Source organism: Chondromyces apiculatus DSM 436, from assembly GCF_000601485.1.
GTDB classification, from domain to species: Bacteria; Myxococcota_A; Polyangia; order Polyangiales; family Polyangiaceae; genus Chondromyces; species Chondromyces apiculatus.
On record NZ_ASRX01000013.1, the window covers coordinates 184884 to 209247 of the forward strand.

Annotated in this window: 32 protein-coding genes; 16 read left to right on the top strand and 16 right to left on the bottom strand. The window is 70.1% G+C overall.

Going from position 1 to position 24364, the window contains the following annotated elements:
• Window positions 1-352: 352 nt before the first annotated feature.
• Entirely contained in the window at window positions 353-2059 is a 1707-nt protein-coding gene (locus tag CAP_RS44145; protein WP_052374640.1) for a hypothetical protein, read from the bottom strand.
• 713 nt (window positions 2060-2772) lie between these two features.
• Between CAP_RS44145 and CAP_RS50155 the strand changes: the two genes are divergently transcribed.
• The 12 genes from CAP_RS50155 (at window position 2773) to CAP_RS09705 (ending at window position 11212) form a co-directional block, all read left to right on the top strand.
• Window positions 2773-2970, top strand: coding sequence for a hypothetical protein (locus CAP_RS50155; RefSeq protein WP_156040643.1), 198 nt, complete (start codon window positions 2773-2775; stop codon window positions 2968-2970).
• Window positions 2971-3232: 262 nt separating this feature from the next.
• On the top strand, window positions 3233-3784 hold the full coding sequence (locus tag CAP_RS09645; RefSeq protein WP_044238855.1) for a hypothetical protein: 552 nt from the start codon (window positions 3233-3235) through the stop codon (window positions 3782-3784).
• A complete protein-coding gene (gene dnaB / locus CAP_RS09650) occupies window positions 3781-5244 on the top strand; it encodes a replicative DNA helicase (protein ID WP_231511261.1) in 1464 nt (487 codons plus the stop codon). Before CAP_RS09645 ends, dnaB begins: the two co-directional genes overlap by 4 nt.
• Window positions 5241-6149 (top strand): hypothetical protein, encoded by a 909-nt coding sequence (locus tag CAP_RS44150; protein WP_052374642.1) that lies wholly within the window; start codon window positions 5241-5243, stop codon window positions 6147-6149. The genes dnaB and CAP_RS44150 overlap by 4 nt, the downstream gene beginning before the upstream one ends.
• On the top strand, window positions 6146-6469 hold the full coding sequence (locus tag CAP_RS09665; protein WP_156040644.1) for a hypothetical protein: 324 nt from the start codon (window positions 6146-6148) through the stop codon (window positions 6467-6469). The genes CAP_RS44150 and CAP_RS09665 overlap by 4 nt, the downstream gene beginning before the upstream one ends.
• A gap of 37 nt (window positions 6470-6506) precedes the next feature.
• Complete coding sequence (locus CAP_RS09670) at window positions 6507-7055, top strand: abhydrolase domain-containing protein (protein ID WP_156040645.1); 549 nt, start codon at window positions 6507-6509, stop codon at window positions 7053-7055.
• 13 nt (window positions 7056-7068) lie between these two features.
• Window positions 7069-8166 carry a hypothetical protein gene (locus CAP_RS50160; RefSeq protein ID WP_231511263.1) on the top strand — a complete coding sequence of 366 codons (1098 nt, stop codon included), beginning with the start codon at window positions 7069-7071 and terminating at the stop codon, window positions 8164-8166.
• On the top strand, window positions 8163-9044 hold the full coding sequence (locus tag CAP_RS09680) for a hypothetical protein (protein WP_156040647.1): 882 nt from the start codon (window positions 8163-8165) through the stop codon (window positions 9042-9044). Before CAP_RS50160 ends, CAP_RS09680 begins: the two co-directional genes overlap by 4 nt.
• On the top strand, window positions 9041-9325 hold the full coding sequence (locus CAP_RS09685) for a hypothetical protein (RefSeq protein ID WP_044238875.1): 285 nt from the start codon (window positions 9041-9043) through the stop codon (window positions 9323-9325). Before CAP_RS09680 ends, CAP_RS09685 begins: the two co-directional genes overlap by 4 nt.
• On the top strand, window positions 9322-9798 hold the full coding sequence (locus tag CAP_RS09690; protein ID WP_044238878.1) for a hypothetical protein: 477 nt from the start codon (window positions 9322-9324) through the stop codon (window positions 9796-9798). The genes CAP_RS09685 and CAP_RS09690 overlap by 4 nt, the downstream gene beginning before the upstream one ends.
• Window positions 9799-9952: 154 nt before the next feature.
• Window positions 9953-10603 carry a hypothetical protein gene (locus tag CAP_RS50165; RefSeq protein ID WP_156040648.1) on the top strand — a complete coding sequence of 217 codons (651 nt, stop codon included), beginning with the start codon at window positions 9953-9955 and terminating at the stop codon, window positions 10601-10603.
• A 186-nt stretch (window positions 10604-10789) separates the two neighbouring features.
• Window positions 10790-11212, top strand: a complete 423-nt coding sequence (locus CAP_RS09705; protein ID WP_156040649.1) for a hypothetical protein — start codon at window positions 10790-10792, stop codon at window positions 11210-11212.
• A gap of 269 nt (window positions 11213-11481) precedes the next feature.
• Here CAP_RS09705 and CAP_RS09710 read toward each other — a convergent pair whose 3' ends face one another.
• The 15 genes from CAP_RS09710 to CAP_RS09780 form a co-directional block, all read right to left on the bottom strand.
• Window positions 11482-11676 carry a hypothetical protein gene (locus CAP_RS09710; RefSeq protein ID WP_044238887.1) on the bottom strand — a complete coding sequence of 65 codons (195 nt, stop codon included), beginning with the start codon at window positions 11674-11676 and terminating at the stop codon, window positions 11482-11484.
• Entirely contained in the window at window positions 11673-11966 is a 294-nt protein-coding gene (locus tag CAP_RS09715; RefSeq protein ID WP_044238890.1) for a hypothetical protein, read from the bottom strand. Before CAP_RS09715 ends, CAP_RS09710 begins: the two co-directional genes overlap by 4 nt.
• Before the next feature lie 115 nt (window positions 11967-12081).
• The gene (locus CAP_RS09720; protein WP_044238892.1) at window positions 12082-12378 is read right to left on the bottom strand and encodes a hypothetical protein; all 297 of its coding nucleotides are present in this window, start codon (window positions 12376-12378) and stop codon (window positions 12082-12084) included.
• Between the two features lie 62 nt (window positions 12379-12440).
• A complete protein-coding gene (locus CAP_RS09725; protein ID WP_156040650.1) occupies window positions 12441-13103 on the bottom strand; it encodes a hypothetical protein in 663 nt (220 codons plus the stop codon).
• Window positions 13104-13108: 5 nt separating this feature from the next.
• Complete coding sequence (locus CAP_RS09730; protein ID WP_044238896.1) at window positions 13109-13894, bottom strand: hypothetical protein; 786 nt, start codon at window positions 13892-13894, stop codon at window positions 13109-13111.
• Window positions 13855-14880 (bottom strand): hypothetical protein, encoded by a 1026-nt coding sequence (locus CAP_RS09735; RefSeq protein WP_044238897.1) that lies wholly within the window; start codon window positions 14878-14880, stop codon window positions 13855-13857. Before CAP_RS09735 ends, CAP_RS09730 begins: the two co-directional genes overlap by 40 nt.
• A complete protein-coding gene (locus CAP_RS09740; RefSeq protein WP_044238899.1) occupies window positions 14877-15767 on the bottom strand; it encodes an SH3 domain-containing protein in 891 nt (296 codons plus the stop codon). The genes CAP_RS09735 and CAP_RS09740 overlap by 4 nt, the downstream gene beginning before the upstream one ends.
• Complete coding sequence (locus CAP_RS09745) at window positions 15764-16360, bottom strand: hypothetical protein (protein WP_156040651.1); 597 nt, start codon at window positions 16358-16360, stop codon at window positions 15764-15766. The genes CAP_RS09740 and CAP_RS09745 overlap by 4 nt, the downstream gene beginning before the upstream one ends.
• Before the next feature lie 41 nt (window positions 16361-16401).
• On the bottom strand, window positions 16402-17028 hold the full coding sequence (locus CAP_RS09750; protein WP_044238902.1) for a hypothetical protein: 627 nt from the start codon (window positions 17026-17028) through the stop codon (window positions 16402-16404).
• Window positions 17025-17807: a hypothetical protein gene (locus CAP_RS09755; protein ID WP_044238903.1), complete on the bottom strand. Its 783-nt coding sequence runs from the start codon at window positions 17805-17807 to the stop codon at window positions 17025-17027. Before CAP_RS09755 ends, CAP_RS09750 begins: the two co-directional genes overlap by 4 nt.
• 9 nt (window positions 17808-17816) lie before the next feature.
• The gene (locus CAP_RS50170) at window positions 17817-18125 is read right to left on the bottom strand and encodes a hypothetical protein (protein ID WP_156040652.1); all 309 of its coding nucleotides are present in this window, start codon (window positions 18123-18125) and stop codon (window positions 17817-17819) included.
• 275 nt (window positions 18126-18400) lie between these two features.
• Entirely contained in the window at window positions 18401-19864 is a 1464-nt protein-coding gene (locus CAP_RS09765) for a hypothetical protein (RefSeq protein ID WP_156040653.1), read from the bottom strand.
• A gap of 22 nt (window positions 19865-19886) precedes the next feature.
• On the bottom strand, window positions 19887-20441 hold the full coding sequence (locus CAP_RS09770; RefSeq protein WP_044238910.1) for a hypothetical protein: 555 nt from the start codon (window positions 20439-20441) through the stop codon (window positions 19887-19889).
• Between the two features lie 41 nt (window positions 20442-20482).
• Complete coding sequence (locus CAP_RS09775; RefSeq protein ID WP_044238912.1) at window positions 20483-21541, bottom strand: hypothetical protein; 1059 nt, start codon at window positions 21539-21541, stop codon at window positions 20483-20485.
• 50 nt (window positions 21542-21591) lie between these two features.
• Window positions 21592-21978 (bottom strand): hypothetical protein, encoded by a 387-nt coding sequence (locus tag CAP_RS09780; RefSeq protein ID WP_044238914.1) that lies wholly within the window; start codon window positions 21976-21978, stop codon window positions 21592-21594.
• Window positions 21979-22262: 284 nt separating this feature from the next.
• Between CAP_RS09780 and CAP_RS09785 the strand changes: the two genes are divergently transcribed.
• The 4 genes from CAP_RS09785 to CAP_RS09800 all read left to right on the top strand — a co-directional run bounded on the left by CAP_RS09785 (window position 22263) and on the right by CAP_RS09800 (window position 24361).
• Entirely contained in the window at window positions 22263-22889 is a 627-nt protein-coding gene (locus tag CAP_RS09785; RefSeq protein WP_044238917.1) for a hypothetical protein, read from the top strand.
• 89 nt (window positions 22890-22978) lie between these two features.
• On the top strand, window positions 22979-23275 hold the full coding sequence (locus tag CAP_RS09790) for a helix-turn-helix domain-containing protein (RefSeq protein WP_044238919.1): 297 nt from the start codon (window positions 22979-22981) through the stop codon (window positions 23273-23275).
• The gene (locus CAP_RS09795) at window positions 23272-24123 is read left to right on the top strand and encodes a hypothetical protein (protein WP_044238921.1); all 852 of its coding nucleotides are present in this window, start codon (window positions 23272-23274) and stop codon (window positions 24121-24123) included. Before CAP_RS09790 ends, CAP_RS09795 begins: the two co-directional genes overlap by 4 nt.
• A complete protein-coding gene (locus tag CAP_RS09800; protein WP_044238924.1) occupies window positions 24113-24361 on the top strand; it encodes a hypothetical protein in 249 nt (82 codons plus the stop codon). Before CAP_RS09795 ends, CAP_RS09800 begins: the two co-directional genes overlap by 11 nt.
• The last annotated feature ends 3 nt before the right edge of the window (window positions 24362-24364 follow it).

A 24364-nucleotide genomic window follows, 5' to 3' on the forward strand; every position in this document is an offset into this window, starting at 1 on the left:
GGAGTGACGTGGGTGGTCTTTGAACTGCTCATGGACCAGTTCGCGCCAGGTTCGGACCTCCTGGGCTAGCCGCCAGGTGGCCCTTGCGTGGTCGCCAGGTGGCCCTTGCGTGGTCGCCAGGTGGCCCATGCGTGGTCGCCAGGTCCCCCATGCGTGGTCGCCAGGTCCCCCATGCGTGGTCGCCAGGTGGCCCTTGCGTGGTCGCCAGGTCGCACATGCGTGGTCGCCAGGTCGCACATGCGTGGTCGCCAGGTGGGGTGGTGGCCGGTTTTGCCTGAATCTGGCCTCGGGCCCATCGATCAAAGAGGCGGATCGGCCGGGCGCCGAGGTGTGGATCCGAGGGAGGGCGCCGCTACGGGACGGCGCCTTCGTGGCCTTGCTTCAGGAGACCGACGTCGGTCCTCGGGATCTGATAGTAACTGGCATACCTCCGAGGATAGGCGAGCGGATGAAGTGTTGGGTTCCCGGTGAGGCACATATACGACGTGACGCCCATCTCATCCTCGTAGCTGTACTGTTGGTAGCCTGTCGTGCAAGGCGTGAAACACAGCCCCGGCGCCCCTGGCTCATCGCCGAACCTGCAGTCTGACTTCCCATCCATGCACCCCCGTGTGCCCCACTCTCCATCCAACCCCTCGCACGCGGTCACGTCGAAGGCATTCTGGCTTTGGCGCACAGGGTGGGTGCTCACCCCGCGATATCCCCAGCTGAACTCCTCATTGGGATTACCATCGCGGATCATCCAACTCTCGCTGTAGCTGCCTTGCTCCGTGGGATTGAGGTCGACCAGATTGTTGTAGGGGGGGCCGAGGCGCAGGCTCGCGTTGGTGTTGTTGCGATAGTCCTTGTAGTAGGGGCAGGTGCCGTTGCCGCCTTGGTCGTGATAGCTGCCGTGGCTCACTTTTCCGACGTACACGACAGGGTGTGAGGCGTTCATGAGCTCGAACCCAGACTGCGCGGCGAGCCTGGTGTAACGCCCGCTGTGCTGCCAGTACGTGACCGCCGCGATGGTGCTCATGTCCTCGCCAAGGGTCACCATCACCCGCTCCCAGTCCCCGTTGTGGTAACCGTTCCAATCACCATTCGTCGAGTCCCCGCCGGCCACGTCGCCTGAGCAGGAGTGCTGGAGCCCGTAGAACCACCAGTACAGGATTCGAGTCTGGCGGACGTTGCCGGTGCTGCTGGTCTGCACGCTGTAGTACGTGGGCGCCGTCAGGTCGAGGCTCGTATTCTCCATGTTGTCGCCAGACACGTTCCCATGGGCGACGACTTCATCGTAGTAGGTCTTGGCCGACATCGGGAAGCTCGACGCGCCTCCGTCGAAACGGAGCTGCGGCGCGAACCTGGCGGCGATATCCCTCGTCGAGTAGTCTCCCGGCACCTCAACCCTCCAATGTGTGCTGAGGCTGTCTCTCTCATAGTTCGCGGTGGTGGACACACACTCCCAGTTGCCCATACAACCGTAATCCTTCGTATCGAGGTAGCCTCCGTCGAAATTGTTGTACGCATTCAGGAAGTGGACGTCCTGACTCTCCGTCACCGGGCCGGTGCCGACGCCGGCGTCGACCGAGATCCTCCACGTGCCGCTGTTGCTGTCTCGCCCGCTCGACTCGGACGTCGAGACGCAGAGCTTGTTCCCATTGCAGCCGGACCCACGGACGTCGAGGTACCCACCGTTGCCGGCGTACATGTTGAACAAATGGACCAGATCGCCGTTCATCACCTGGGTGCCGTCCTGCTTGCCGGTCGCGGACAGGATCTTCCAGGTGCCGCTCCCGTTGTCTCTCGTGGAAGTGACCGACGTCGAGACGCAGAGCTTGTTCTCCTTGCAGCCGGACCCGCGGACGTCGAGATAGCCTCCCGTGAAGCTGGCGTGCCCGTTCTTGATCGAGTAGGTCTGGCCATAGATCAGCGGACGACCCAGGAGGGATTGATTCGCCTCTCCGATCGGTTCCAGCGCATCGTCTGCGCTGTCGGAGAGTTCCGCCGTCGAGCAGCCATTGATGGTTGCGGACCCCGTGAACAAGAGGATGCCCGTAAGCAATTTCATGGTCTTCATCGTGGTGTTCTCCTCGGTATCGAATCAGCTTATTTGGACGAACTCTGTAGTCAGCGCGATTTGCAAGATCACACGAAGAGTGATCTGTTGAATCACCCCGTGAACCAGCAGATCACCACCCCCCCGCGATGCTGAATGGAGCATCGCGTGGGTGCGGGCGATCGCCGCGAGATCGCTTGCCAGGCGTTCGCGCTGCGCACCACACGTCGTGGCGAGAGGTGTTGTAACAGTGGCCCGCCCTCTCCACCCTTTCGTTCTGTTTATGGATCAATAGGCGGCGCTTATGGGGCGCGGCGTCCATGCGTGTGCACGTCGCCAACGCTGTCGAGCGTATCGCCGGCCGAGCGGCCGATGGGCACATGCAACGAGGTTTCCGTCGCGAAAGGCGCAGCGCTCATGGCGAAGGCGCCCGAGCGGCTCACGGCGTGTCCCGTCATCGCGCGGATCGACCTCGTCGCCGCGAGGACACCAGGGTGGAGTTGGAGCTGCCGAAAGGGCCGGTGCTCGCGGCGCTCGCGCAGGCGGCGGAGAGAATGAGGAGGACGAGAGCGGAGACGCGACCTTCGGCCGGCAGGGGGAGGATGGCCGCAACGCTGGAGAAGGCCGACCTGAGAAGGGGAGCGAGCGCGCAAAGGCTCCTGGGCCCGCCGGATCACCCGCAGGGCGAAGGATCCTCGAGAAGCGCGGCGACGTCGGGCGCGAGGACGCGCGTGGTGAAGACCTTGCGGGTCAGCCCCGCGATGCGAGCGGGCATCACCGACCACGTGTGGACCGTGGAGGAGCTGCTCGCCGCGCTCCTCACCGAGCCTGCCGCGGAGACGCCCACGGCCAAGCCCGTGACCCTCAAGACCGGCCGTCCCGTCCAGCTCTCCCTCTTCCCCGACGGGCCCGACCCAACGCGGCCCAGATGACGGGGTGGCCGAAGTAGGCCACCACCCCAGGTGGCCCTTGGGTGGTCGCCAGGTCGCACATGCGTGGTCGCCAGGTCCCCCATGCGTGGTCGCGGATCCGTCGCGAAATGGGCTGGGCCTCTCCTCGGATGGCTCCAGGATGCGGGTCCAAGCACGGAGAACAGCTCGTGAATCTGCGCGGGCCTCCGATTGGCACCATGCTGGGACGAGGTGGGAGGCGGGCGCACCTCGACATGCATAACATATGGTCACATAGGGCCCGGTGTTATCGCGTGAAAGAGCGTTTCTCGGGGGTGCATCCGACACGTCGGTACACGTCGGAGCAGGGTCGTCAGAGGGCGACACATTCTCGCCCGCTGAGCTCTGGGGCATCGTCGCCCGGACGTGGGCGGCGCAGCGGGAGCGCGCGCACAAGATCCCAGCCGAGGTCGTCGCTGACCTGTCGCGAATCTCGGACTCGACCCGCGCGCGGATCCTCGCGAGGTTCGAGCTGCTCGCTGCGAGGGCGCAGCTTCAGGACGAGAGGTTCGGGGCGGCGTTCGAGCGGGTGTGCGACGCGGCGTTCCGGTGGTGGATAGGCCAGCCGGGGGCGCGGGGCTACCTGTCGGACCGGCGCCACCCGCTCCACGAACTCGAGCGCGATCTCGACCGTGTGACCAGTGAGCTTGCGATCACGGTCTGCCGTCCGGCGACGCTGGTTCAGGCCCCCATCGCCTCCGCCGAGCCCCCGCGTGATTACGACCCTGAGCGGAGCGCGGCCGACGGTCGCCGGGCACTGGCGTCGGTGTCCGCCGCCTCAGCGAGGGCGGCGTGAACGGCGCCGTGGCAGTGCAGTCCCGCGGGCGACGCGCGGGGACGGCGTCTCACCTCAAGCCCGTTGCGGTCGCCGGGCGCTTGCCCCCGCACGACCTGGACGCGGAGGCCGCGGTTCTGTCGGCGATCCTCAACGACCGCAGCGCTCTCGACAAGGTGCTGGAGGTGCTGAAGCCGGAGCACTTCTATCACGGGGCACACGGGTGGGTGTTCGAGGCGGCTCAGGAGTTGTCCCTCGCAGGTCGAGCCCTCGACACCGTCACCGTCGCGTCCTGGCTGCGCGACCGCGAGCGGCTGGTCCAGATTGGCGGATCTGCCTACCTCGCGGTGCTCGCGGACGCCACGCCCGCCGTCGCCAACGTGCAGTCGCATGCGGCGATTGTTCGGGAGAAGTGGCGCCTGCGCCAGCTCATCGCGACGTGCCAGCGTGTCGCGGCGGAAGGCTACGGAGACGTCGGTGACGCGGAGGCGTTCATCGATGGTGCGGAGCAGTCGATCTACGAGCTTGCGCGGACGTCGATGCAGAAGTCCGCGCACACGATGGGCGAGGCCCTCACCACAGCGTTGGCGCGAATCGTAGCGGCGGCTGAACGGCGCGACCGCATCACCGGCACCTCAACCGGCTTCCACGGCATCGACGCGCTGACTGCGGGCCTGCACGACGGCGAGTTCACGATCGTCGCTGGGCGTCCCGGGATGGGCAAGACCGCGTTCGTCCTCGACCTCGCCGTGAACGTGGCCTCTTGCGGGCCTGACAGCCCAGGAGCCCTTCCGCACCAGGCCGTTCTCATCTGCTCGCTCGAGATGCCGGCGGACCAGCTCGCCCAGCGCATGGCGTGCTCGGAGGGGCGCGTCGACCTCGGGAAGGTGCGGCAGGGGATGCTCACCCCCGAGGACTGGCGGCGTCTCACGGGCGCGTCGACGTACCTCGCTGGGCTGCCGATTCGGATCGAGGCACCACCAGCGCTCGGGCTGCTCGAGCTTCGCGCGAAGGTGCGCCGCTTCCAGGCGGAGTTCAACCGCGCCGAAGCCCCGGGCGTCACCGGCCGGCGCGTCGGCCTCGTCGTCGTCGACTACCTCCAGCTCATGAAGGGCCGCGACGGCGCGGTGACTCGGGAGCAGGAGGTCAGCGAGCTCTCTCGGGGCCTGAAGCAGCTCGCGAATGAACTCGGGGTCCCCGTCATCGCGCTCTCGCAGCTCAGCCGCGCCGTTGAGTCACGTGCCGACAAGCGCCCCCAGCTCTCGGACCTGCGTGAATCCGGCGCCCTCGAGCAGGACGCGGACACGGTGATCTTCATCCACCGGGATGAGTACTACAACCCGGAGACCAGCACGTCGAAGGGGCGCGCAGAGGCGATCCTCGCGAAGCAGCGCAACGGCCCGACGGGCAGCGTCTGGCTGCGGTTCACGGCGTCGTACACCCGCTTTGACAACCTGGAAGTCAACGAGGTGAGCCGATGAAGCAGCTCCAGTTGCCTCCCGGCGACGCGGACGCCAACCGGCGGACCCTCGCGCTCCGAGTGAAGGCGCTCGAGGCGCGTGTGGCGAGCGCGCGTGCGACGGCCGACAAGTACATGGACGCGGCAGCCTCCATGGTCCGGCACCCGTTTTGGGACGAGCGCCGACACGCGAGGCTGGTGGAGATCGGCCAGCATCACGCGCTGGCCTGGTGTGATGCGGCGTTGGAGCTCCGCGACGATCGGAGGGCCCTGGCGCTGGGTTGCCCCTGCGACGGGTGCGTGACCTGCGTCTGCTCCTTCGACCCTCCCATGCTCCGCGGCCTGTGTCGGCGATGCGGTGGTGTGCCCGCGGTGGCGGCCCGTCGTCGTGTGGCCGAGCCGCACCCGTCGCCGCTGCTCCGGGATGAGGCGTCGGCCTGGGCTCGGAGGGCGATCAGCGAGCTGCAGGAGCTCCTGGAGGGCGGCGCGCTGCCGCTGGGCGAATGCCCGCCCGGGCACGAGCGTTGCCCCGATTGCGTGTCCTGCGTCTGTGCGATCGCGCCGGAGGACGTGGGCAGCGGGGGACGGTGTGTCTCCTGCGGAGGGCGGCCGGTGCTGCACGCGGCGGGGGATCCGCACCCGGCCCCCGACCTCACGGCGACGGAGCGCGCCAGGGTGGAGAGGCTGATCCTCCAGTGGCGAGCCGCCCCGAGGGCGGCGCTGGACCTGGGCACGTGTGAGCTCGGCGGCGCCGGCGGTGGCGTGCTGATGGTCCTCACGGGGGCAGATGGCGTGCTCGGCGAAGCGGAGAGCGGGGTGACCGAACTCGGTGACCTCGCTTCGCAGCTCGTGCCTTGGGTGCGGGGGGGGCGAGCGCGGCTGCGGCTCAGCGTCGAACTCCTCGACGGCCGGAAGGTGCAGCGATGAGCGGCACCAAGAGGAAACCCGCTGTCCCCCGCGTTGCCGCGGTGCTCGCGGGGATGGTGAGCAAGGCGGATCTGGTCGAGGTGGTCTGGGATCTGGCGTCGCTGCAGAACGGCTCCTCTTGCGACGACGACGAGGAGACCCTGTGGAATGCACTCGCGGCGTTGAACGTCCGCCGAGAGGCTGCCGGCCGCAAGTCGCTCACGGCGCGTGAGGTGACCGAGCGCCAGATCGCTCTCGAACAGCCCGCGAGGGAGATCGAAGCTCAAGTCGAGGAGCAACAACGCGCGATGTCGCTGACCGACCAGGGCGGTGCATCGTGAACAACCGAGAGACCCAATGGCGCCACGCGAGGGCGTCATGAGCGACCCCTGCTCCATCTGCGCTCCGACGGGGCGCCGCTGCCCGGCGGTGCGGGTGAAGTTCTGGCCCTGCTGCGGCGCGCCGCTCGAGGCCGCGCACCGCGCATCTTGCCGCACAGCCTCGCTCTTCGTGGCCATCGCGCGGATGTCGCGCCCGGGCTTCGCGACGGGTCGCGAGGTGCTGGTGGCGCGGGACGGGGGCGAGGTGATGCACACCGTGGCGCGCAGCGCTCCCTGGCAGCTCGGCGACGGGACCCCTGTGATCCTGCTGTCGGGCATCACGGGCGGCTTCTCGTTGGCGCGCGTCGTTGGGTGCCGGCGCGCCCGCGGCGCGGACAAGGGGGCAGCGCAGGGCGAACTCTGGCCCGGGGGTGAAGCGGACAGCAACGACGGACGCCGCAAGAGGTTTCGCCGCCGTGCCTGGGAGCAGCTCGGGGGCGCGGGCCGCCGACGGCGCCGCGCAGGGCGAGGGACGCATGAGCAGATCGCGTCGAGAAACGAAGAGCCCCCGCGGTGCGGAAACACCCGGGGGCGTGGCCGGAACTGAAAGGAGATCCAGCGTGGAGATGATTACACCGAAACGAGATGATCGGGCAACGGATGGCGGCGCGCCGGAGCGGGTTGTGCTCGAAGGCGTCGAGCAGCTCGAGGCGCCCCGCCCCCGCGAACACCGAGGCGAGCCCTGCGCGGGGTGCGTGACCTGCACCTGCGACTACGCCCCGCGGGGGGACGACTCGGGGCTCTGTGGCTTCTGCGGCGGGACCCCGGTCCTCACGGCCGCGAGGGCGCATGAGGACCCCCACCCAGGGCACGACGCTTCCCCCGAGGAGAGGCGCGTCCTCACGAACTTGATCGACGACTGGTTCCGACGCCTTCCGGAGGCGGAAGCGTCTCGCGCGGAGATCTTCGCGGCGGCGGACAGGCTGCGGGAAGATCTCGCCGCCGTCGACCAAGCGCTCGTTGGGCACGCATGGGCCCAGGCGCGGTCGACGCTCGGCGCCGTCGTGGGCTGGCCCCAGCATGACAGGCTCACCGCGGCGGAGATGGTGCGCATCCTGCGAGACCTGCAGGAGTCGAGCAGAGAGGCAGGCACCGTCTTGGATCGGCTTCCGACCCTCCCCGGCATGAGTGGCCACGCGGCGCTCAGCTCGTGCGCCCTCGAGGAACTCTTCGGCGTCGTCGCGCTGCTGGCGGCGCGCGCCGTGAACAGCCGCGAGCGAGGCTTCGTGACTCCATGGCTGGTCGGGCGTGCTGTCCTGCGGGTGGTCGCCGCGGCGACCCTGGCAGAGCCTGACGACGCACTAGAGGCCGCGCTGCGTTGGCGGGTCGGTGACCCATTCGCCGGCCTCCGCTGGGCGGATCACGAGAGGGCACGCAGTCCGGTGAGCACCGTGGGCGTGCGTCACGCCGCGATCGCTGACGCCTTGATCGCGGCTGAGGCGTGGAACCGAGGGGGACCTCTCGACGGCGGCATCACGCGCATCGGGGTGGCCCGTGGCCGGGCGGCGCTTCAGGGCGCGTGGCTCCTGGCCGCCAACCCAGAGCGGCGACGACTTCTCCGGTCGACGTTCGTGCGCGAGCTGCCCGTTGAGGTCATCGTCGCGGAGGTCGAGGCGGTGTCGAGGCGCGCGGCGGAAAGTGCCGGGGTGCCGTGGTGAGCGCGCGGACCCAAGGGGACCTGCGGGATCACGTGCAGCTCCTGGAGGCCGAGTGTCAGGCGGTGGGCCTGATCTCGAGCGAGATCCCACAAGGATTGCCCCTGCTCCGACCGAGCAGGACCGAATACAGCGGCACGGGCGGGAGCGTCCTCCCGAAGAGCGCGGCGGGATTCCTCCTCACCACCTGTGATGCGGTGCTGCTCATCGTGCTGGCTGGGCTGCTCGCCGCACGCGCCCTGCGACGGCGCGCCCCAGGCTTCGTCCCGCCCTTCCTCGTGTCGCGTGCCGTGCTTGCTGTCGCGGACGCGGCGACGGGCTTCTTGACGCGGCACGAGACGCGTCCGCTTCGTGGAGCGCAGGACTGGCGTGAAGGCGATGCCTGCCGCTTGCTCCAGGACTGGGAACGTGAAGCAGACGAGGCGGCGAGAAGAGCCATCGTCATTGAGCGAGATGAAGGGGCGGACGCCCTCCCTCACGCTTCGTGCCTCGACGCCATCGCCCACGCGGTGTCGGCGTCGTGGCGGTGGGTTCTGTCCGTCGGCGCGCCGCCACACGACGCGGTGTGGGACCACCAAGCAGCCGTGATGAGAGGAAAGGCGGCTGTCCAGAGGTCGGTCGAGGCGCTGACGAGGCTGTACGGGATCATGGAGGGCCACGAGCCTGAGCGGGCGCGGGAAGCGCAGCGAGAGGCGGTGCGCATCATCCACGCCGTGTTGCCGCCGCCCGTCTTGCTCGCGGAGCTCCGGGAGGCGTGGAGGGACCATGTCGTCGATGGGCAAATTGCCGAGCAGCGCGCGGCGCTCGGCGGTGCGGCTGAACCCCCGGAGGTTCCAGATCTCCTCGCTCCGGCCCCTTCACGCCAGGGGGGTGACCGATGAAGGTCTACTTCGCCGACGTGCGGGACCACGGGCCCGTGCTCGCCGTTACGAACGAACTCTCAGAAGAGGTCCGTGGGATCGGGGGCTCCGTCTTCCTGGGGGACCGGCGGGGAGCGGGCTTCGTGATCTCTGCGCGAGACGCCGACGAGCTCGGCGAGCAGTTGACGCGCTGGAAGCGAGAGCGGGAGGCGCGCCGCGAGGGCTCGCGGTCGTCGAGGTGCCAGTGCCAGTGGGAGGCCGGTGACAGCCCTTGTTCGCTCCACGACGAGGGGGGCACATGAGGGCCACCCGGAAGGCGGCGGTGGATGCCCTGAAGTCAGGGCGGCGCGCTTACGCGGACATCTTCCGGCAGAAGGCGGAGCGGCAACGGCTCATCGTGTGCGTGGAGTGCGACTTGGTGAAGACCTGGCGCGGGTTCCCGAACGCCTACGTCGCGGGCTGGGCGCACGACTGGACTCACGGCCGGCTCCGCTGGCGGTGCCCGGAGCACGCGCCGGTCGGCGCTGGCGTCGAGCCGCCGCCGCGAGGCGTCGTCGCGCTCGTCGAGGTCCTGGTGGTCGAGAGGCTATACGAGCTCGCGGTCGAGCAGCTCGTGCTCCTCCGAGACCACGGCGACCCGCGGGTCGCCCCCACGCTGCGCAGGGCGAACGAGATCCTGCAGCATCGCTCTGAGCCCGAGCGCGTCCGGTGGGCGGGCCTGTGCACGGCGCTCAGACGGCGGCGCACCGCGCAGGGAGCGGCGGCGGCGCGCTGACGAACGGGGGCGGGGCCTTCCCCGCCGCAGCGAGCGCCGCCGGCGGTTCGGCGTCGCTCCCAGCTCACTGGAAGGTCGCGGCCGAGAGGCCGTGATGGAGGCGAACGTGTCTCAAAAAATCGATGACCATGGTCCGAAACCTCGACAAACGAAGTTGCCGAAAGATGTAGGAGAGCCGATCCCGAAGCGGCAGGCGCCGCCCGAGAAGGTCGCCGCTCAGGAGCGCGCGCGGGAAGAGCGGAAACGGCGGGATGAAGCGGACCGACAGGCGCGCGCCAAGGCGCTCGAGGAGCGGCTCCGCGCGCATGGTGCCGGGGCAGCGACGAAGCGGTCGCCGTCTCACGAACTCCAGGAGCCGGCGCGCGCGGTGCGAAAAAGTGCGCTCGAGGCCCACAAGCCGGTGGCGGTCCATCCGCGCCTGTCCGCCCACGAGAAACGGATGGCAGAGGCGTACGCAAGCGACGAGGTGCCCGAGGACTTGAAGGAGTTCGCGACCTTGGTGGCCACGAGCGCGCGCTCGTTGGTGAAGCAGGCTGGGCCGGCCGCCAGCGGCGACAAGAAGTGGTCGGGGATCGTGCACGGCCGTTACAAGGTCTTCGTCTCGGCCCTCCACGACGAGATGGTGCGCCGGGTGGAGACCCGGGCCCAGCTCCCGGGTTTCAAGGAGAAGCTCCTGAAGGCGCACCTCGCTGGCCTTCTGGAGCTCACCAGGGCCGATCTCGTGGAACACATGCCAGCCAAGGCGGTGGCGGAGTCCCTGATCACGCATCGGGACTCCACGTTCCACTTCGTGCGCGTGGGTTGAGCGCATGTGGTGACAGGGTTTCGAGGCCTTGAGGCCTCGAAACCTGCTCGCCCTAAGCTTCAACTGCAAGGAGGTCCAGCGTGGCAATGAACGCACCGAAACGAGATAAACCGGCTCGAAGTGGCGGCGCGCCGGAGCTGGTGGACGACTCGCGAGAGGACGATTGCGTCATGGAGGGCAAGGCCCATGAAGCCGCCCGCTAGGTCGGTCGCGCCGCAACCGCTGCCGCCCAGAAAGCCGGCCGTGGTGGAGGGTGACATGGAGGAGGTGGGCGAGGATCTCAAGGAATTCGCCCAGTTGGTCAACGCCAGCGCGAAGTCTCTCCTGCGGCAGGCGAGGCGTGGTGGGCAGCACCAGCGGAAGTGGGAAGGCGTCGTGTTTGGCAGGGCCAAGGTGTTTATCTGTGCCGTGCACGAGGAGATGACGCGACGGGTGGAGACGCGCGCCAAACTGCCCAGGTTCAAGCAGCAGTTGCTCAGGGCGCAGAGGGCTGAACTGGTGAGCTTGTCCCGCGCCGACCTGGTGGAGGCGATGCCGCCGCGAGCGGTCAGAGAGTCGGAGCTTACGGTCAGCGATACGTGGTCTTTCCACTTCGTGCGCATCGACTGAGCGCAGGTGGTGGCAGGGTTTCGAGGCCTCGAGGAGGAGCGCTTGAAAGGTTCACCCAGCAAGGTAGAGGCCTCGAACTTTGACCGCGGCAAGTTGCGGGTCGTGGGCTGGCACGGGGTCGTGACGTACGACGTGGAGATCGTCGGTGCCACCGCGACGACGCTCCGGGTAACGTGCGCCACGGACATGCGCCTCCCTCGCGGCCGGGTGGTTGGCGCCGGGGGCGAGACGCGAGTCCCGCGGATTGCTGTGGTGCTGGAGGGAGGGGGTCAGTCAGCGGCGTCAGGCTGGTCGGGCGGCCCGTAGCTGACCTGCCCTTGCGCGTACCCGAAGGCCTCGTCCAGGGACGAACGCCGGAGGTCGAAGGCGCCCAGGCGGTGCAGCGTGATGGCGACGTTGCAGGCGCTGCGGGCGAGCGCGCCGACGGCGTGGGCCGAGAGGAGGAAGACGACGGCGCCCTTCACGCTGCCACCGTCGCCGGCGATGGGCCGAAGGCGGGAACCTCGAGGCCGAGAGCCTGCACGGCGCTCGCCGCGAGCCGGTGCGCGTCGGAGGGGCGCTGCCCGGCGAAGACGCGGTAGACGGCGCAGTAGATCTCGCCGGGCTCGACACCGTCGCGCAGCTCGGCCGCGGTGGGGATCGGGAGGTTGACGTGGACGAGCTGCGCTTCGGCGGCCCGCTTTGCGTCAGCGGGCGGCGCGAGGGCCTCGAGCGCAGCGCAGAACGCGGCCAGGTACATGGTGATCGGGTTCACGGTGTGTCTCCTTCGGATGTCGAGCGGGGTGTGAAGGCAGCTTCACCGCCGACGGCGCGCAGGACAACGCGCAACACTGTGGCGGTCCTGCGCAACTTCGATGGGAGGTGAGGGGTCAGTCGAGGGCGAGGCCGAACACCTGGACGATGCCCCCGGTGCCAGCGCCCTTGATCCGCGTGAGTCGGTAGTGGCAGCTCAGGTCCGTGGCGCACCAGGCCCGCTTCTGCGCGTCGAGCGTGACGAGAGGCGCCCAGTTGTTGCCGGAGGCCGCGTTGGCTGAGGACTCGAGCACCACGCGGTCCTCCGCAGAGGACGGGTTCCACGTGAACTGCCGCTCGGGCCCAAGGGCGGTGGCGTCCACGGCGCTGGAGGATCCCAATGCGGCGGGCAGGGTGAGAGTGATGGTGGGCATGGCGTGATCCTTGTGCGTGTGCGGGTGTAAGCAGGGATGGAAACGTTTGGACGGCGGATGGGTCAGGAGTTCGGAGGGGAGCTCGAGCTCAGCGGCGCCGGCGAGCTCGAGCTCGGCGGCGCCGGCGGGCTCGGGCAGGCCTCGAGGCTGTGGTAGCCGCAGACATCCTCGTGACAGAGGGCGTCGCCGCGGGGGTACGCCGCGCACAGGCTGGGGCTCTGGCAGAACTGCCAGCACACCCCCTGCACGCAGACCCCGTGGTCGTTGCACGGCTCGAAGTTCCGGGCCGGCGTTCCGTCCGGCGCCTTGCAGATCATGCAGTCGGTGGGGCCGGCGAGGGCGTCGCCGGCGCCGAGGGCTACCACCGCGAACGCCATGGCGGCGCCCACCACGGCCCCGCGAGCTCCGCGGGTCCCCGCCACCGCTCGGCAGAGAGAGCCGAGCCCGGTGGCGGCGAAGGCCTCGCGCATGAGCAAGCGGGGGCCGCGCCGGGACGAGCGTCCGCCGCCGCCCACGGTCGGCGTCGAGCTGCTCGCGGGCGGGGGTGCCTCGTTCGGCGTCCGGGCGTTGCGCCCGGCGCCTGCAACGTGCCCGGCGAGGGTGAGCAGGATGGGCGCGAGCACTGCAGCGGGGATCGACAGGTTGGCCAGGGATAGCACCACGATCGCGACGATGCAGACGATCTCGGAGAGGACGGCGAGGATGGGGAGGATGTTGGGTCTCATGATGATCACTTCCAGGTGAGGCGCGAGGCGACGTCACGTGACAGGCCCCGCGAGGTGTACACGTCGAGGAGCTCGCGCCTCTGGCCGTCGCCGTCAGTGCAGTGGCGTCGGAGGGGCACGAGGAGCTGCGAGTAGTCGGTCCACACGGCGTCGTGAGCCGGTGCCTTGCCGTCCGGTCCGAGTCCCTGAATGGGGGACCCGTTGGCGCGGTGCCAGCCGTAGGTGGTGCCCGCGCGACCGTGGAGGTGGCGGTTGCGATTGCTGAGGATCCAGTGCTTTCCCCAGGAGCCGATGAGCCCCTGGAAGCCGCACGGGATCTGCGCCCGCATCCGGTCGTTGTAGGTGCGGCACGTCGAGAGGGCCTGCATGTACTTCGCGGTGTCGTCGGAGGCCGTTCGGACCAACGTCACCGGCTCGAGCTTGAGCTCCGCGGCGGCGTGCACGGCGTCCGCCAGGTCGGCCGCGAAGGGGACCCACCCGAGCAGCGAGCAAATCTCCAGCGTCTCGTCCCACGAGACCGGGAGCCATCGCGGCAGGCCTGGCGCCGTCACCGAGAGCGGCGCGGCGCCGATCTCCACGGTCACGCCGGCGGCGGACCACGGGACCCGCAGCCAACGAGGCTCGTCGTGCCCACCGGCGCGCACGGCGTCGGCCAGCAAGCCCACGCTGGAGCCCTCCACGGGAGGACCCGCTGGCGGGCCCGGCTCGATAGCGCAGGCGACGGCTCGGCGGAGCGCGGCGACGAAGGAGATCACTTGCCCGCCCCCGCGGCCGCGCGGCGCTTCGTCCACCAGGTCTTAGCGTCCTCGAACGTGCCGAGAGGGATCCGCCTGGCGTCGCCGGCGGCGAACGCCGCCTCGGAGACGAGCTGGTAGGCGCGCTTGGCGTGAGCGGTGACGGCTTCCTGCTCGCAGGCCTTCGTCGCCGCGTCGGCGTCCGGGTTGCCGAGGCTCTTCCGCACGTTCGTTGCGCCGTGCGCCTTCGTCGCCGCGGGGCAGAAGCCCTCGTAGTACTTCTCGCGCCTCATGGCGAAGCTCGCACGGAAGCAGGTTGCTTGAGGCGACGAGAGAGCGTCAGCAACGCTCGGGCGCAGCCCGAAGACATGCCTCGCGAGGTCCGTGGCGCCGTCGAGCGGGGTGTCGTAGGCCCTGAACGACACGGAGTACTTCGAGCCGTCGGCCCTGCTGTCTTCGTAGAGGACGCAGCGGACCGAGCCGCCAGCGGCGCCGAGCTCGACACGCTCGGAGACGACGAGGTCGCCACGCTCGGCGGCGGCGTGCAGCGCGTGCTGGGTGACCAGGCCGGTGACCAGGCGCCGCTCCTGCGGCAAACCACCGAGCGCTGCGCCGATCGCGCCGCCAGCGCGCCACGGCGGAATTCCAGCGACGCTGACGCCAGCCGATCGCGCCTGCGATGCCGAGCACTGCACGGCGCCATAGTTGTTGCTGCCCACCATCGCCCCCTTCCACCCGCGGCCGTAGCTCGACTCGAGGTCGGCGATGGCGTGCAGGTAAAGAATCTCCGCAAGAGTCGGCGGCCTCTTGAGGATGGCGGCTGCGGCGTCGCGCATCACCTGGCGTTCGCTCTTGTGCCTCGCGGACTTCGCGGGGCTCATGTCGACGGCGCCGGCAGGCTCCCCGAACGCGCCGGGGCGGCGGAGAAACGCGCCGGCGGCGGCGAGGAGCGCGGCGAGCGCGCCCACGCCGACGAGGACCACGCCGAGGCCGACCCCAGAACGGCTCGGCGCACCCTCGATGTCGACATCGTCGTCGATCACGACGCCCCCCCTCCACCGAGCGCGACGGACCCCCCCGCGCGCGGCGGGTACGGCTTGACCTCGGAGAGCCACGACGGCGGGAGCAGCAGGAGCTTCCCGGGTTGCCACCCCGCCCAGTTGTTGGCCGCGAGGCCCGGGTTGAGGGCGGCGAGCTCGGCGAGCCGTCCCCCGTAGTGGGCGGCGATCTGAAAGGGGATGTGTCCCTCCCTGACCTTCAGCGGGCTGCCAGCACGGCCCGAGGTCTCCGCGAGCTGGTGGGCGAGGACGTGCTCGGCAAACTCCGCGGCCTGCCCGCCGATCTCCCGGAGGTAGTGCACGACGCCGCGGCGCCTCCACTTCTCGATCACCTCGAGGGGCGCCGGCGCGGGCGTGGACGACCAGTTGTAGCGGTGGTCGGGAGGCAGGTCCGCGGGCCACCAAGAGGGCATGCTGCTGGCGGCGCCGAGCGTGGCGTAGGCGTCCGGGAGCTCAAGCACGTTCGCGTGCATGAACCCCTCCTGGCCGTCTTGCTTGCGGACGCGGATCCAGCGCTCGCCGGGCGGCATCACCACCACGTCGCCCACGGCCACCCGGGTGCCAGGCTCCAGGAGGCCGATCTTCGTCGTCTCGTGGATCACCGGGGCGGAGCGGATGACCGCCGTGGCGTAGTTCGGGGGCACCTTCACCGCCGCGTCGAGCGGATACTCCTCGCACGCTCCGGCGGGCGCCGTCGGCACATCGCCCTCGGCTCTCGCGGGAGAGGGGGCTGCCCCTTGGCTGCCCGACCGTGGATCGCCCTTGTGCGCCCGCGCGTCCTGCGCCCGCGCGGAGAGCGCGAGCTTGACGCCAGCGATGCCAGCCACGCCGCCGGCGACGGCAGCGACCGCAGGGATGATCGCATTCTTCACGGCGCCCCGGCTTCCACGTAGGTGCGCACGCACAGGGTCCCCGCTTGGGTTCGGCCCAGGAGGAACGGGATCTCGAGCTGGGTGCCCGGCGTGTGGTAGATGGTCGCGACGAGCACCTGACGCGCGAGCGCATCGTCAGACGCAGGCGTCAGCCCTTGTCCCGCGAGGTAGTCGCGGACGCGGACCAGGCGCGCCCGGAACTCCTCCTGCTCCGCCTCGGGCGCGCCCGGCGGGCCGCCGAAACGGGGCGAATGGACGAGGGCCCAGTCCCACGCTTCAAGAGCCGACCGGGCCACGTCCAACGGCACTCCGGCCGCTGGCAGGACCCGCTTCACCAGTGCCCGGACGTCGCTGTGACTCGGCATCAGGGCCTGCAGCCACGCGACGGGGAGGGTGAGCCGAACCTGGTCCGCCAGCTTGTCGAGACCGAGGTCCCCCGAGCTCGCGTGCTCATGACCCATGACGCGGATCACGAAACCGGCCACGGACATCACCCGGTGCGCGTGGCGGGCCTCGAGGGCGGCCTCGACTTCGGAGGCGCGAGCGTCGAGAAGGCGCGTGCCCGCCTTCAGGTTCCGGGTGATCTGCTTCAAGAGTCCCATGACATCGTCTCCTTCTGGTGCCTTCGCCTCGCTCACAGGAGCAGGTAGGCGGTGATCTGCGTGTCTCGTCCGCCGACCTGCTCGATGGTCGCGGGGGCGCCGTCGACCCTCGTATGGAGGGCCCCGATGGGGACCAACAAGCCCGGTGGCAGGTCGATCTCCTGCACGGTTGCGCCGTTCTCGAGCCGCACGCGCACGTCTGCGCCGGCCTGCAAGGCGTAGGTGCCGTGCGGGAGCGGCTTCGGCGCGGTCAGCGCGCCGAAGAGGTTGATGCTCGGCGGCGCCACGGCGTGCTGGCGCGCGCGGTAGACGCTGTACACGACGCCGTAGACCGGGCCGGACGGCCCGCCGTCGACCCCCAGCGTGCCGTCCACCGGCACCACGAAAGGGGAGTCGACCGTGAAGCGGTGGCCCTTCGTCGGGCTTTGCGTGCCGTCGCGCTGCCCAGTCCAGCCGACGGGGTGGTCGTCGCGCGTCGCGCCGGCCTCGTACCGCGGCTCGTACACCACGTGAGGCCCGAGGCCGGTGGCGGTGTCGTAGTTCGTCGCCGCGGAACCGCTGATGACCTGGAACTCGACGACCAGGAGGTCACCTGGCCGGGCGACACACGCCGGCAGTCCCATGTAACCGCCTCCCTGCCACGTGCGCCGGTAGATCATGGCGTGTCTCCCTCCAGCAGACCGAGCTGCCGCAGGCCGTCGCGCGCGCCGTGGCGCAGCAGCGCGTCACGGACCGCCCGATCCTCCCTGGCGGCCGCTGCTGCGGCGTCCACGAAGGTGATGATGGGTTCGGGGATGTCGCCTTCGCCATCCCCGAGGTCGACGCCCCACGCAGCGGCGATCCTCATAAGCACGTCCCACGCACGATCGGGCACCAAGACCGCGCTCTCTGCAGCCTCGCGCCGTGCCGCCTCGACCTCGCGAGTCAGGTCGTCGATCCGCACCATCGCGTCGTGCAGCTCTCGGTGCGTGTGACGCAGAGCTTCTCGCTCCTCTGCCAGGGCTTTCTGGGCCGACTTGAACATTCGGTCGGTCGTGACCAGCGTGTGCTGAAGGAGCCCATTCGCGGCGACGCAGGCCTTCACGCCGTCGAGCGCGCTGCCGCCGCCGGACTCGCGCTCGGCGTTCCCCTCCACCCACCGGCCGCACCACGCGACGTTGTCATTCTCGGCCGCGTCCGCGAGGCTCGCGCCGTCGGCGGGGATGCCCAGCGTGTAGACGATCAGGGTGTAGGTTCCGAACGGCAGGTCGTTAACCTCGGACTCCAGGAACTCGCTGCCGAGCATCTGGATCTCCGGCTGGTCGGGCGACTGGAAGATCACGACCATGTGGCGGTCGACGGCGTTGCCCACTCCACCGGTGGGGGAGGCGTTGCGGCGAATGATCTGCGACTGAGCGCGGGCGATCTCCACCAGCGATTTCATCGTCACGAGCCGCATCGTCGTCCCTCACTTCCACCCGGGGAGAACCACCCGCGCGTAGGCCGCAACGCCGACAACCGCGAGCACACCGACGCCGAACACGGCGGCGACGACGCCGACCTTGGCGCTCGTTGGGATCGCCGCGTCGGCCTTCCGTGCTGCCTCGGCCACGTGCTCTGGCAGCGTCTCGATCGCCGGGGCCTGCGCTCCGGCTCTCGTCCATGCGTCCGTCAATTCGACGTCCGCACCTTGCGGGTCGGCCTGCTTCGGCACCTTCGCGCCGGATGCAGCGTCGACCCGCCCGTCGCTGCGGACCGTCTCCAGGACCACCCGCACGTCGGCCTCTGCGCCAGTTAGACGGCCAGCAACTTCGGACCCTGGGATGATCCCGCCGTCCCACTCTCGCTCAAGTCGTGACCACTCCTCCGCTTGGAGCCGCAGGCTTGGCCACGCCTTGACCACTGCAGTCTCGGCGTTGTCGCTGGCCGTCGCAAGGCGCAACCTCCGCGCAACATCCGCAGCCCGCGCCCACGCATCGCGAAGCGCCCCGCGCCGCGAAACCTCCGACTCCGACGGACCGATGATCCAGCCGACGCGGGCGGGGCGCGACATCAGCCGCACCCGCAGCCGGCGCCGTCGTCGAGAGGGTCGAGGGCCTCCCCGAGGCCGCTGCCGGCCCCGAAGGGGTCGACGTCCTCGTAGGCCTCGCCAAGGCCGCCCTCGGCCTCCCCGAGGCCGCTGCCGGCCCCGAAGGGGTCATGGTCCTGCTCAGCCCCGGCGAGCATCGACGCGGCGAGGGCATCAAGGGTGTCCAGCTCCGACGCCTGGTCGATGGGGGCGTAGGGCATCGACAGGGTCGGGTCGAACCCCTGCCCGGGGTACTGCGCGCCGTAGGGCTCGAACCCGTAGGCGGGCCCCTGAGGGGCGTACTGGGCAGCGTACGGGTCGAACCCGTAGGCGGGGACGGGGTAGGTGCCCTGCGTCCACGGCCCCACGTTGGTTGCGAGCGCGGCCCACGGCGGCTGGGTCATGCCGTACTGCCCCCACAGGGCAGGGTTTGCCGGCGGCACCGCGTACTGGACCGCGGAAGGGGTGCCCCCGCGCTGCTGGGCGATCTGCTCCAGGGCCAGGGCGAAGCGGTCGGACGACTGCGTAGCCACCTGTCGCGCGAACAGCTCGTTTTCCTTCACCTTCGTCTCGAGTTCCGCGATCGCGGCGTCGCGTGCCGCGATCTCCGCGGCGGACTTCTCGTCGCTCGCCTTCGCCTTGCGCGACAGGGCAAGCCTGGTGGCCTGCAGACGCTTGTCCGCCGCTTCCTTCGCGTCGCGGTCGGAGATCTTCTGCTGCAGCTCCCGCACCGCGGTTTCAGCCTTGTCTGCGCGGTGCGCCGCCGCCTTGCTCGCCTTGGCCGTGGCGGCCTGGCGCTTCGCCTTGTTCGCCGTCCGCGCCACCAGATGAGCGTTGCCGAGCTCCTTCCCGCCGCCGCACGCGCACCCGCCGCCACCGCCGCCGCACTTGCACCCCGTGGCGCAGCCGGTGTTGGGCGTGGCCATGCTCGTCCGGGCGACAGCGGCCTCGAGGTGGCGCACCTGCGCCGCGACATCCTGGACGCCGGCGAGGCCCGGCTCGACCTGGCGGCACTCAAGCTTCACCCGCAGCGGCTGCTGCTGGGCCTGCTCCGAGGGCGGGGCGGGGGGGGGCGGCGCCGCGGTCTTCCGCACCCGCACGTACTCGTAATCGTCGTCGTCTGGGGGAGCGTTGCGGCGCCCACCCCGCGGCTCACTCGAGGAGGGGGGCGGCGGCGCGGCCGCCGCCGGCGCGGACACCACGAACACGGTGGGGGCGGCAGCTCGCTGCGCAGGCTCTTTCCGGGGCCTGAACACATCGAGGAAGCCGTTGGCGATGCCCCTGGTCACGCTCTGCGGCGTCGCCGATGCACCGAGGGCAACCTGTCCCTGCGGCGGCGTGGTGTCGAAGATCGCACGCACGACGCGCCGCCCCCCTTCCGCCGCGGCGCCTCCGAGCAAGGCCTTGACGGCAAGCTCACCAAACGTCGCTCCCAATGTCGCTGCCATTGCTCCACACCTTTCTCGTACGTCACGTCAAAATCAGTTGTGGCACGGGTATTCGGCTTGTCTGGCCTCGCTCGTACCAATGGGATCCGGGGTCGGCCATTCCGGTTGCGACGCTCAGATCGACGATTCGCCATTCACGGTCTCGTGGCCTTCGCGTCGCGTAGTACGCGTGCGCGATCGCCCCGGGTTCGGGCTGCGTGATCCGCAGCTCGCACTCGATCTCGTAGCCGCCTTGCGCGGCCAGGATGTATTCACCCGCCACGCCCGCGGCGCTCAGGTCCTCACAGTCGACGACGATCACGCCGCCCGCGGCGCGGGCAAGCGCTGCACGCCAGTTCGACCAACGGTCGGGGCCCTGGTCGAGCTCGTAGAGCACGCCTTTGCACCCGACGTCTCCACGCCGACAGCGCACCACCTCGGACCCCGCCGGGGCGCCGTAGCCGTGCTGCGCCACCAGGCGCGTCAGGGCCCTTCGGATCGCCTCGTCCTTCGAGGCGTCCACCTGGTTGGTCAAAGCCAGCCCGCAGAGAGAGGCGACGCAGCCGTCGAGATCCGTTTCGATGTCGAGAAGCGGCATCGCCTCCTCCGTCGTGCAGGCGTGAGAGGGCCAGTCAGGCCTCAGTAGTCGAGGTCGAAGTCGTCGATCTCGCCGAGGTCGAGGCCGGCCGAACCGGCGACGTACTTCCGCAGCGCGGTGGTCACGTCCGCCTCGTCCCACCCGCCGAGCAGTCGCTTGGCGGAGGTGATCCGCCGCGACAGCTGGTAGCCCACCGAGGGAGGCAGGATCTGCGGGGCGTGTTCCTTGCGGATGAGCCCACCGCAGGGAGAGGCCTGGATCATGGGCTTGAGGATGACCGTCTGGGTAACGCTCCCGGGGTTCAGGATCTTGAAGACCACCGTCGCCGAGGGGGCCAGGGCCGAACCCTTGAGGAGCGCCCACGGAGTCAGGGAGAGCTCGGGCTTCGCGGCGGGCCGCGTCGCGGTGGCCGAGAAGATGTCGAGCGTCCACACATTGGGCACCGACGTCACGCCCGCGCCTTCCACGGACTTAACCCCCGAGTTGGCGCAGTGGTTGATGCCGGCCACCGTGACCGCCGTCAGCACGCACGGGGTCGTGGCGAACACGCCACCGCCGGAGGCGTGCATCGCCGTGATCACCCACGGTTCTCCGTCGTAGGGCGTCTGGAAGGTGACCGTCGCCTCGCCACCGGCGGGGATCTGGAGCAGCACGCCCGCGGCGGTGGTGGGCTTGCGGGCCCGCTCGGAGTTGAGGATCACCCGCTGCTGGATGGCTGCGTCCATCGCGGTCTGCACGGCCGCGTTGTTCGCCTGGAGCGCCTCCCAAAGCGGCTGGAGCTGCGCCGGGATCTGCTGCGGCATCCTCTGCTGCGCCGCGGCCCGGACCTTCGCCAGCGCCTGCGGGGTGACCACGCGTTGCGAGAACCTCCGCGGGCCCGCCGCGGTCGTGGCCCCCAGCGCGGCCGTGATGGCGCCGGCGTACTCCCCCATGGCCTTCGCTGCGCCGAGGATGGCCCGCCCACCCCCGACCGCGCGGTCGCGCTCCTTCTCGGCCTTGGCGAGGTTCGCCCGCGCCTGGCCGAGCTCCACCTGCGCGGCGCCGAGCATGGCGGCCGCGTCCCTCCCGCCGGAGGAGTGCATGTTGAGATGCTGAGACATGTTCCGTGTTTCCTTTCGGGCTGGCGTGACGCCAGGGACCTGTTGTTGGCTCAGCCGGCCTCGCCGGGTTCCTCGACGTCCGCACCGCCGTCGGCGCCCGCGAGACGCTGGGGGGCGACGGCCGCAGTCGCCGCTTCGATCTTCGCCGGGAGGGCCGTGCCCATCCGCGCCGCGACCGCGTGGAGGGAGCCCACGCAGAGGTGCTCAGCCGCCCCGCGCACCCGCTTGCCGCGCGCCACGAAGAGCGCCGCGCCTGCGAGGCCCGCCAGGAGGACGTCGAGCTCGATGCCGAGCTTGGCGGCCACCTTCGCCCCGGCGGCGCTCTCGCGGGCTGCGGCCACGCCGAACGTCGCCGCGGCGTCCTTGCCGCGCTGCGCCAGCAGGCGCTTTGCGTCGCCCCTGATCGCCTCGCCCACCCTCGCGCCCGCCGTCGCCACACCCCGCCCCACCCTCGAAAGGGGGGATCGGAATGGAGATGCGACCTTGCGGATCACATTCGCTGCCCCTGTCTTGGTCCGCGCCAGAGCGGCCGTCGTCGTGCTTGCCATGCCGAGACCATGCCGGACCGGTTCGCGGTCATCGACCTGCAACACCGGACGGCCGCGGTTGGGCGTTCAGGGCACCTTGGTTGTGCACAACCAGGAGGGGCCCGGAAGCGCAACACGGCTGCCCCCTACCGCACCCCTGGAAGCCGCCGGACACGGTCTCGTAGGCTGTGGGGATGCGCGTGCGTACCCTCCTCGCTCAAGACCCGTCCCTCGAAGGTGTGAAGTACTGCCTGACCTTGGCCGACGAGCGGTTCGTGGTCTGCGCCTCGCGCCCTCACTGTCTACCGGCCGTCTTCGGTGGGACCGCCGAGGAGCTCACCCTGCTCCTCTCCGGCCCCATCACCTCGCGCGCCGCGGCGCTCGCGGCGATGCCCCGCAGCGAGCTGCTCGACATCTTCCCCCGAGGGTGTGAATGCGGGACCGACCACGGACGGCAGGCCCTGAGCCTGCGGGAGTGCTTCGAGGTCTGCGGTGAGGCGGTGCGCCAGCGGCTCCGCGACCTCGAGGCCAAGGGGGGGCGAGTGACGTGGGACATGCTCCGGTGCCTGCGCGACCTCTGGGCCAAAGCCCAGGGCCGCGACCCTCAAGACCTCGAGAGTGCCCAGCTCATCCTGATCGAGACGGCGCAGACCCAGCCCGTGCGCTACTCCCGCCACGCTCGGCCACGGCGCCGCGCCGCTGCCTGCATCCCCCCGCGCCGGGTCTCCAGCGGCGGCGGCGCATCGTGCGTGCTCGCGCCGGCGGCACAGGCTGGGGGTGCTGCTGTTGGGTGTCGGCGCCCAGCCACGCTCCATGCGTGACGGTCGCTCGCAACGCCGCTCGTGTTGCGGCCGCGGTCGTCGATGTTGCGGAATGACTTCGACGCCCCTGGCGAGCGAATGTGCAAGCCATGAACGCAAGCACCAGCATCGCCGCCAATCGACAGCACCTCGGGCTCACCCAGCTCCAGTTCGGAATGCTGCTCGGCTTCTCGGTGTCGACCGTCAACCTGTGGGAGAACGCGAAAGTCGCCCCGTCGGGCTTGAGCCTCGCGGTGCTCACGATGCTGGACAGCGTCGGGGCGACCCACGGGCCGGAGGTCATCCTCTCGGCTCTCCGCGCCTGCAACGGCGAGCCGCTCGCCGTGATCCGCGCGCTGTCTCGCCTGGAGATCGCCGGTCAGCTCGTCGCCTCGGCCGCGGCGTGACCAGGCACCTCCAGGAGGGGTTCGAGCCCGTGGTGGTTCCGGACGGGCGCCGCGGCATCTGGCAGCGGGTCACCCACGGCGAGGGTCGGCGCGTGACGCGCCTGGAGCTGTGCGCAGGCCGCGACGGGGACGACCAGGAGCTCGTGCTCGTCGCCGGCGACGTCGTGACGGCTGACCAGCTCTTCGCCCTGCATGACTCGCTCGCACGGGTGCGCTGGTCGGACGAGTTGCGCGAGTCGTCGCTGGAGAGCGCCGAGCGCGCGGCCGCCGTGTTGATCACCCTGCTGCGGCAGCTTCTCGACCACGCCGAGAGTCCGCGGGAGCGGGAGCTTCATGACGGCGTGCGGCGAGTCCTCCACGCGTACGATGGCAGGGCATGCGGGGTGTGCAAAGGCCGAGGGTGGATCGTCGGTGTGTACGAGCCGCGGTTGAAGTGCAGCCGCTGCAGCCTGGCCGCCCTGCCGCCAGTGGACGATGCTCACCGCTTCTCGGCCGTCGTCGGAGGGCGCGCACACCTCCTCGCCCCTCGCCAGGTGTTGCTGCATTCGGCGACGTACCTGCGGATCTCCGGCGGTGTCGACGAGGTCGCCGAGGCGCTCGGACGCACCTCGCTCGCCCCCTACTCCCAGGGCTACCTCCTGCAGTCGTTCTCGCTCGTCGATCACACGGAGGGGGTGACCTACGGCGCCTGCCACGTCGGGTCCGTAAGCGTCCGGCCTGAGAGCTTCACCGTCTCCTACGTGAGCCGCTGGCCCACCGTCGCCTCAGATGAGGGCGCAAAACAGGAATCGGGGCCACACGGCAAAACGCCACCAGCACCACAGCCCGGAGACGACAATGAACGCTGACGATGAAGAGGAGGTCGCCGTCAAAGTGGCGAGGCTCGAGCACGCCATTCCCGCCGGGGAGGCGACGAAGCAGGAGAAGCTTCGCACCGTGCAGCTCGCGGTGCTCTCCATCGTCGTCTCCTCCTGCGCCGCGCTGATGGCGTTCGTGACGGAGCTGGCAGGACCACTGGTGTCGCTGGTGTTCGTCCTGGGCTCGGTCCAGGTGTGGACGGCAGTTTTCAGGCCTCGCCGGCGATGAGGG

Coding starts and splice junctions, on each gene's coding strand:
- CAP_RS44145 (WP_052374640.1), bottom strand. CDS start 2,059: ATGAAGACCATGAAATTGCTTACGGGCATCCTCTTGTTCACGGGGTCC.
- CAP_RS44150 (WP_052374642.1), top strand. CDS start 5,241: ATGAAGCAGCTCCAGTTGCCTCCCGGCGACGCGGACGCCAACCGGCGG.
- CAP_RS09665 (WP_156040644.1), top strand. CDS start 6,146: ATGAGCGGCACCAAGAGGAAACCCGCTGTCCCCCGCGTTGCCGCGGTG.
- CAP_RS09670 (WP_156040645.1), top strand. CDS start 6,507: ATGAGCGACCCCTGCTCCATCTGCGCTCCGACGGGGCGCCGCTGCCCG.
- CAP_RS09685 (WP_044238875.1), top strand. CDS start 9,041: ATGAAGGTCTACTTCGCCGACGTGCGGGACCACGGGCCCGTGCTCGCC.
- CAP_RS09690 (WP_044238878.1), top strand. CDS start 9,322: ATGAGGGCCACCCGGAAGGCGGCGGTGGATGCCCTGAAGTCAGGGCGG.
- CAP_RS09705 (WP_156040649.1), top strand. CDS start 10,790: ATGAAGCCGCCCGCTAGGTCGGTCGCGCCGCAACCGCTGCCGCCCAGA.
- CAP_RS09720 (WP_044238892.1), bottom strand. CDS start 12,378: ATGCCCACCATCACTCTCACCCTGCCCGCCGCATTGGGATCCTCCAGC.
- CAP_RS09725 (WP_156040650.1), bottom strand. CDS start 13,103: ATGAGACCCAACATCCTCCCCATCCTCGCCGTCCTCTCCGAGATCGTC.
- CAP_RS09750 (WP_044238902.1), bottom strand. CDS start 17,028: ATGATCTACCGGCGCACGTGGCAGGGAGGCGGTTACATGGGACTGCCG.
- CAP_RS09755 (WP_044238903.1), bottom strand. CDS start 17,807: ATGCGGCTCGTGACGATGAAATCGCTGGTGGAGATCGCCCGCGCTCAG.
- CAP_RS09765 (WP_156040653.1), bottom strand. CDS start 19,864: ATGGCAGCGACATTGGGAGCGACGTTTGGTGAGCTTGCCGTCAAGGCC.
- CAP_RS09770 (WP_044238910.1), bottom strand. CDS start 20,441: ATGCCGCTTCTCGACATCGAAACGGATCTCGACGGCTGCGTCGCCTCT.
- CAP_RS09775 (WP_044238912.1), bottom strand. CDS start 21,541: ATGTCTCAGCATCTCAACATGCACTCCTCCGGCGGGAGGGACGCGGCC.
- CAP_RS09785 (WP_044238917.1), top strand. CDS start 22,263: ATGCGCGTGCGTACCCTCCTCGCTCAAGACCCGTCCCTCGAAGGTGTG.
- CAP_RS09790 (WP_044238919.1), top strand. CDS start 22,979: ATGAACGCAAGCACCAGCATCGCCGCCAATCGACAGCACCTCGGGCTC.
- CAP_RS09800 (WP_044238924.1), top strand. CDS start 24,113: ATGAACGCTGACGATGAAGAGGAGGTCGCCGTCAAAGTGGCGAGGCTC.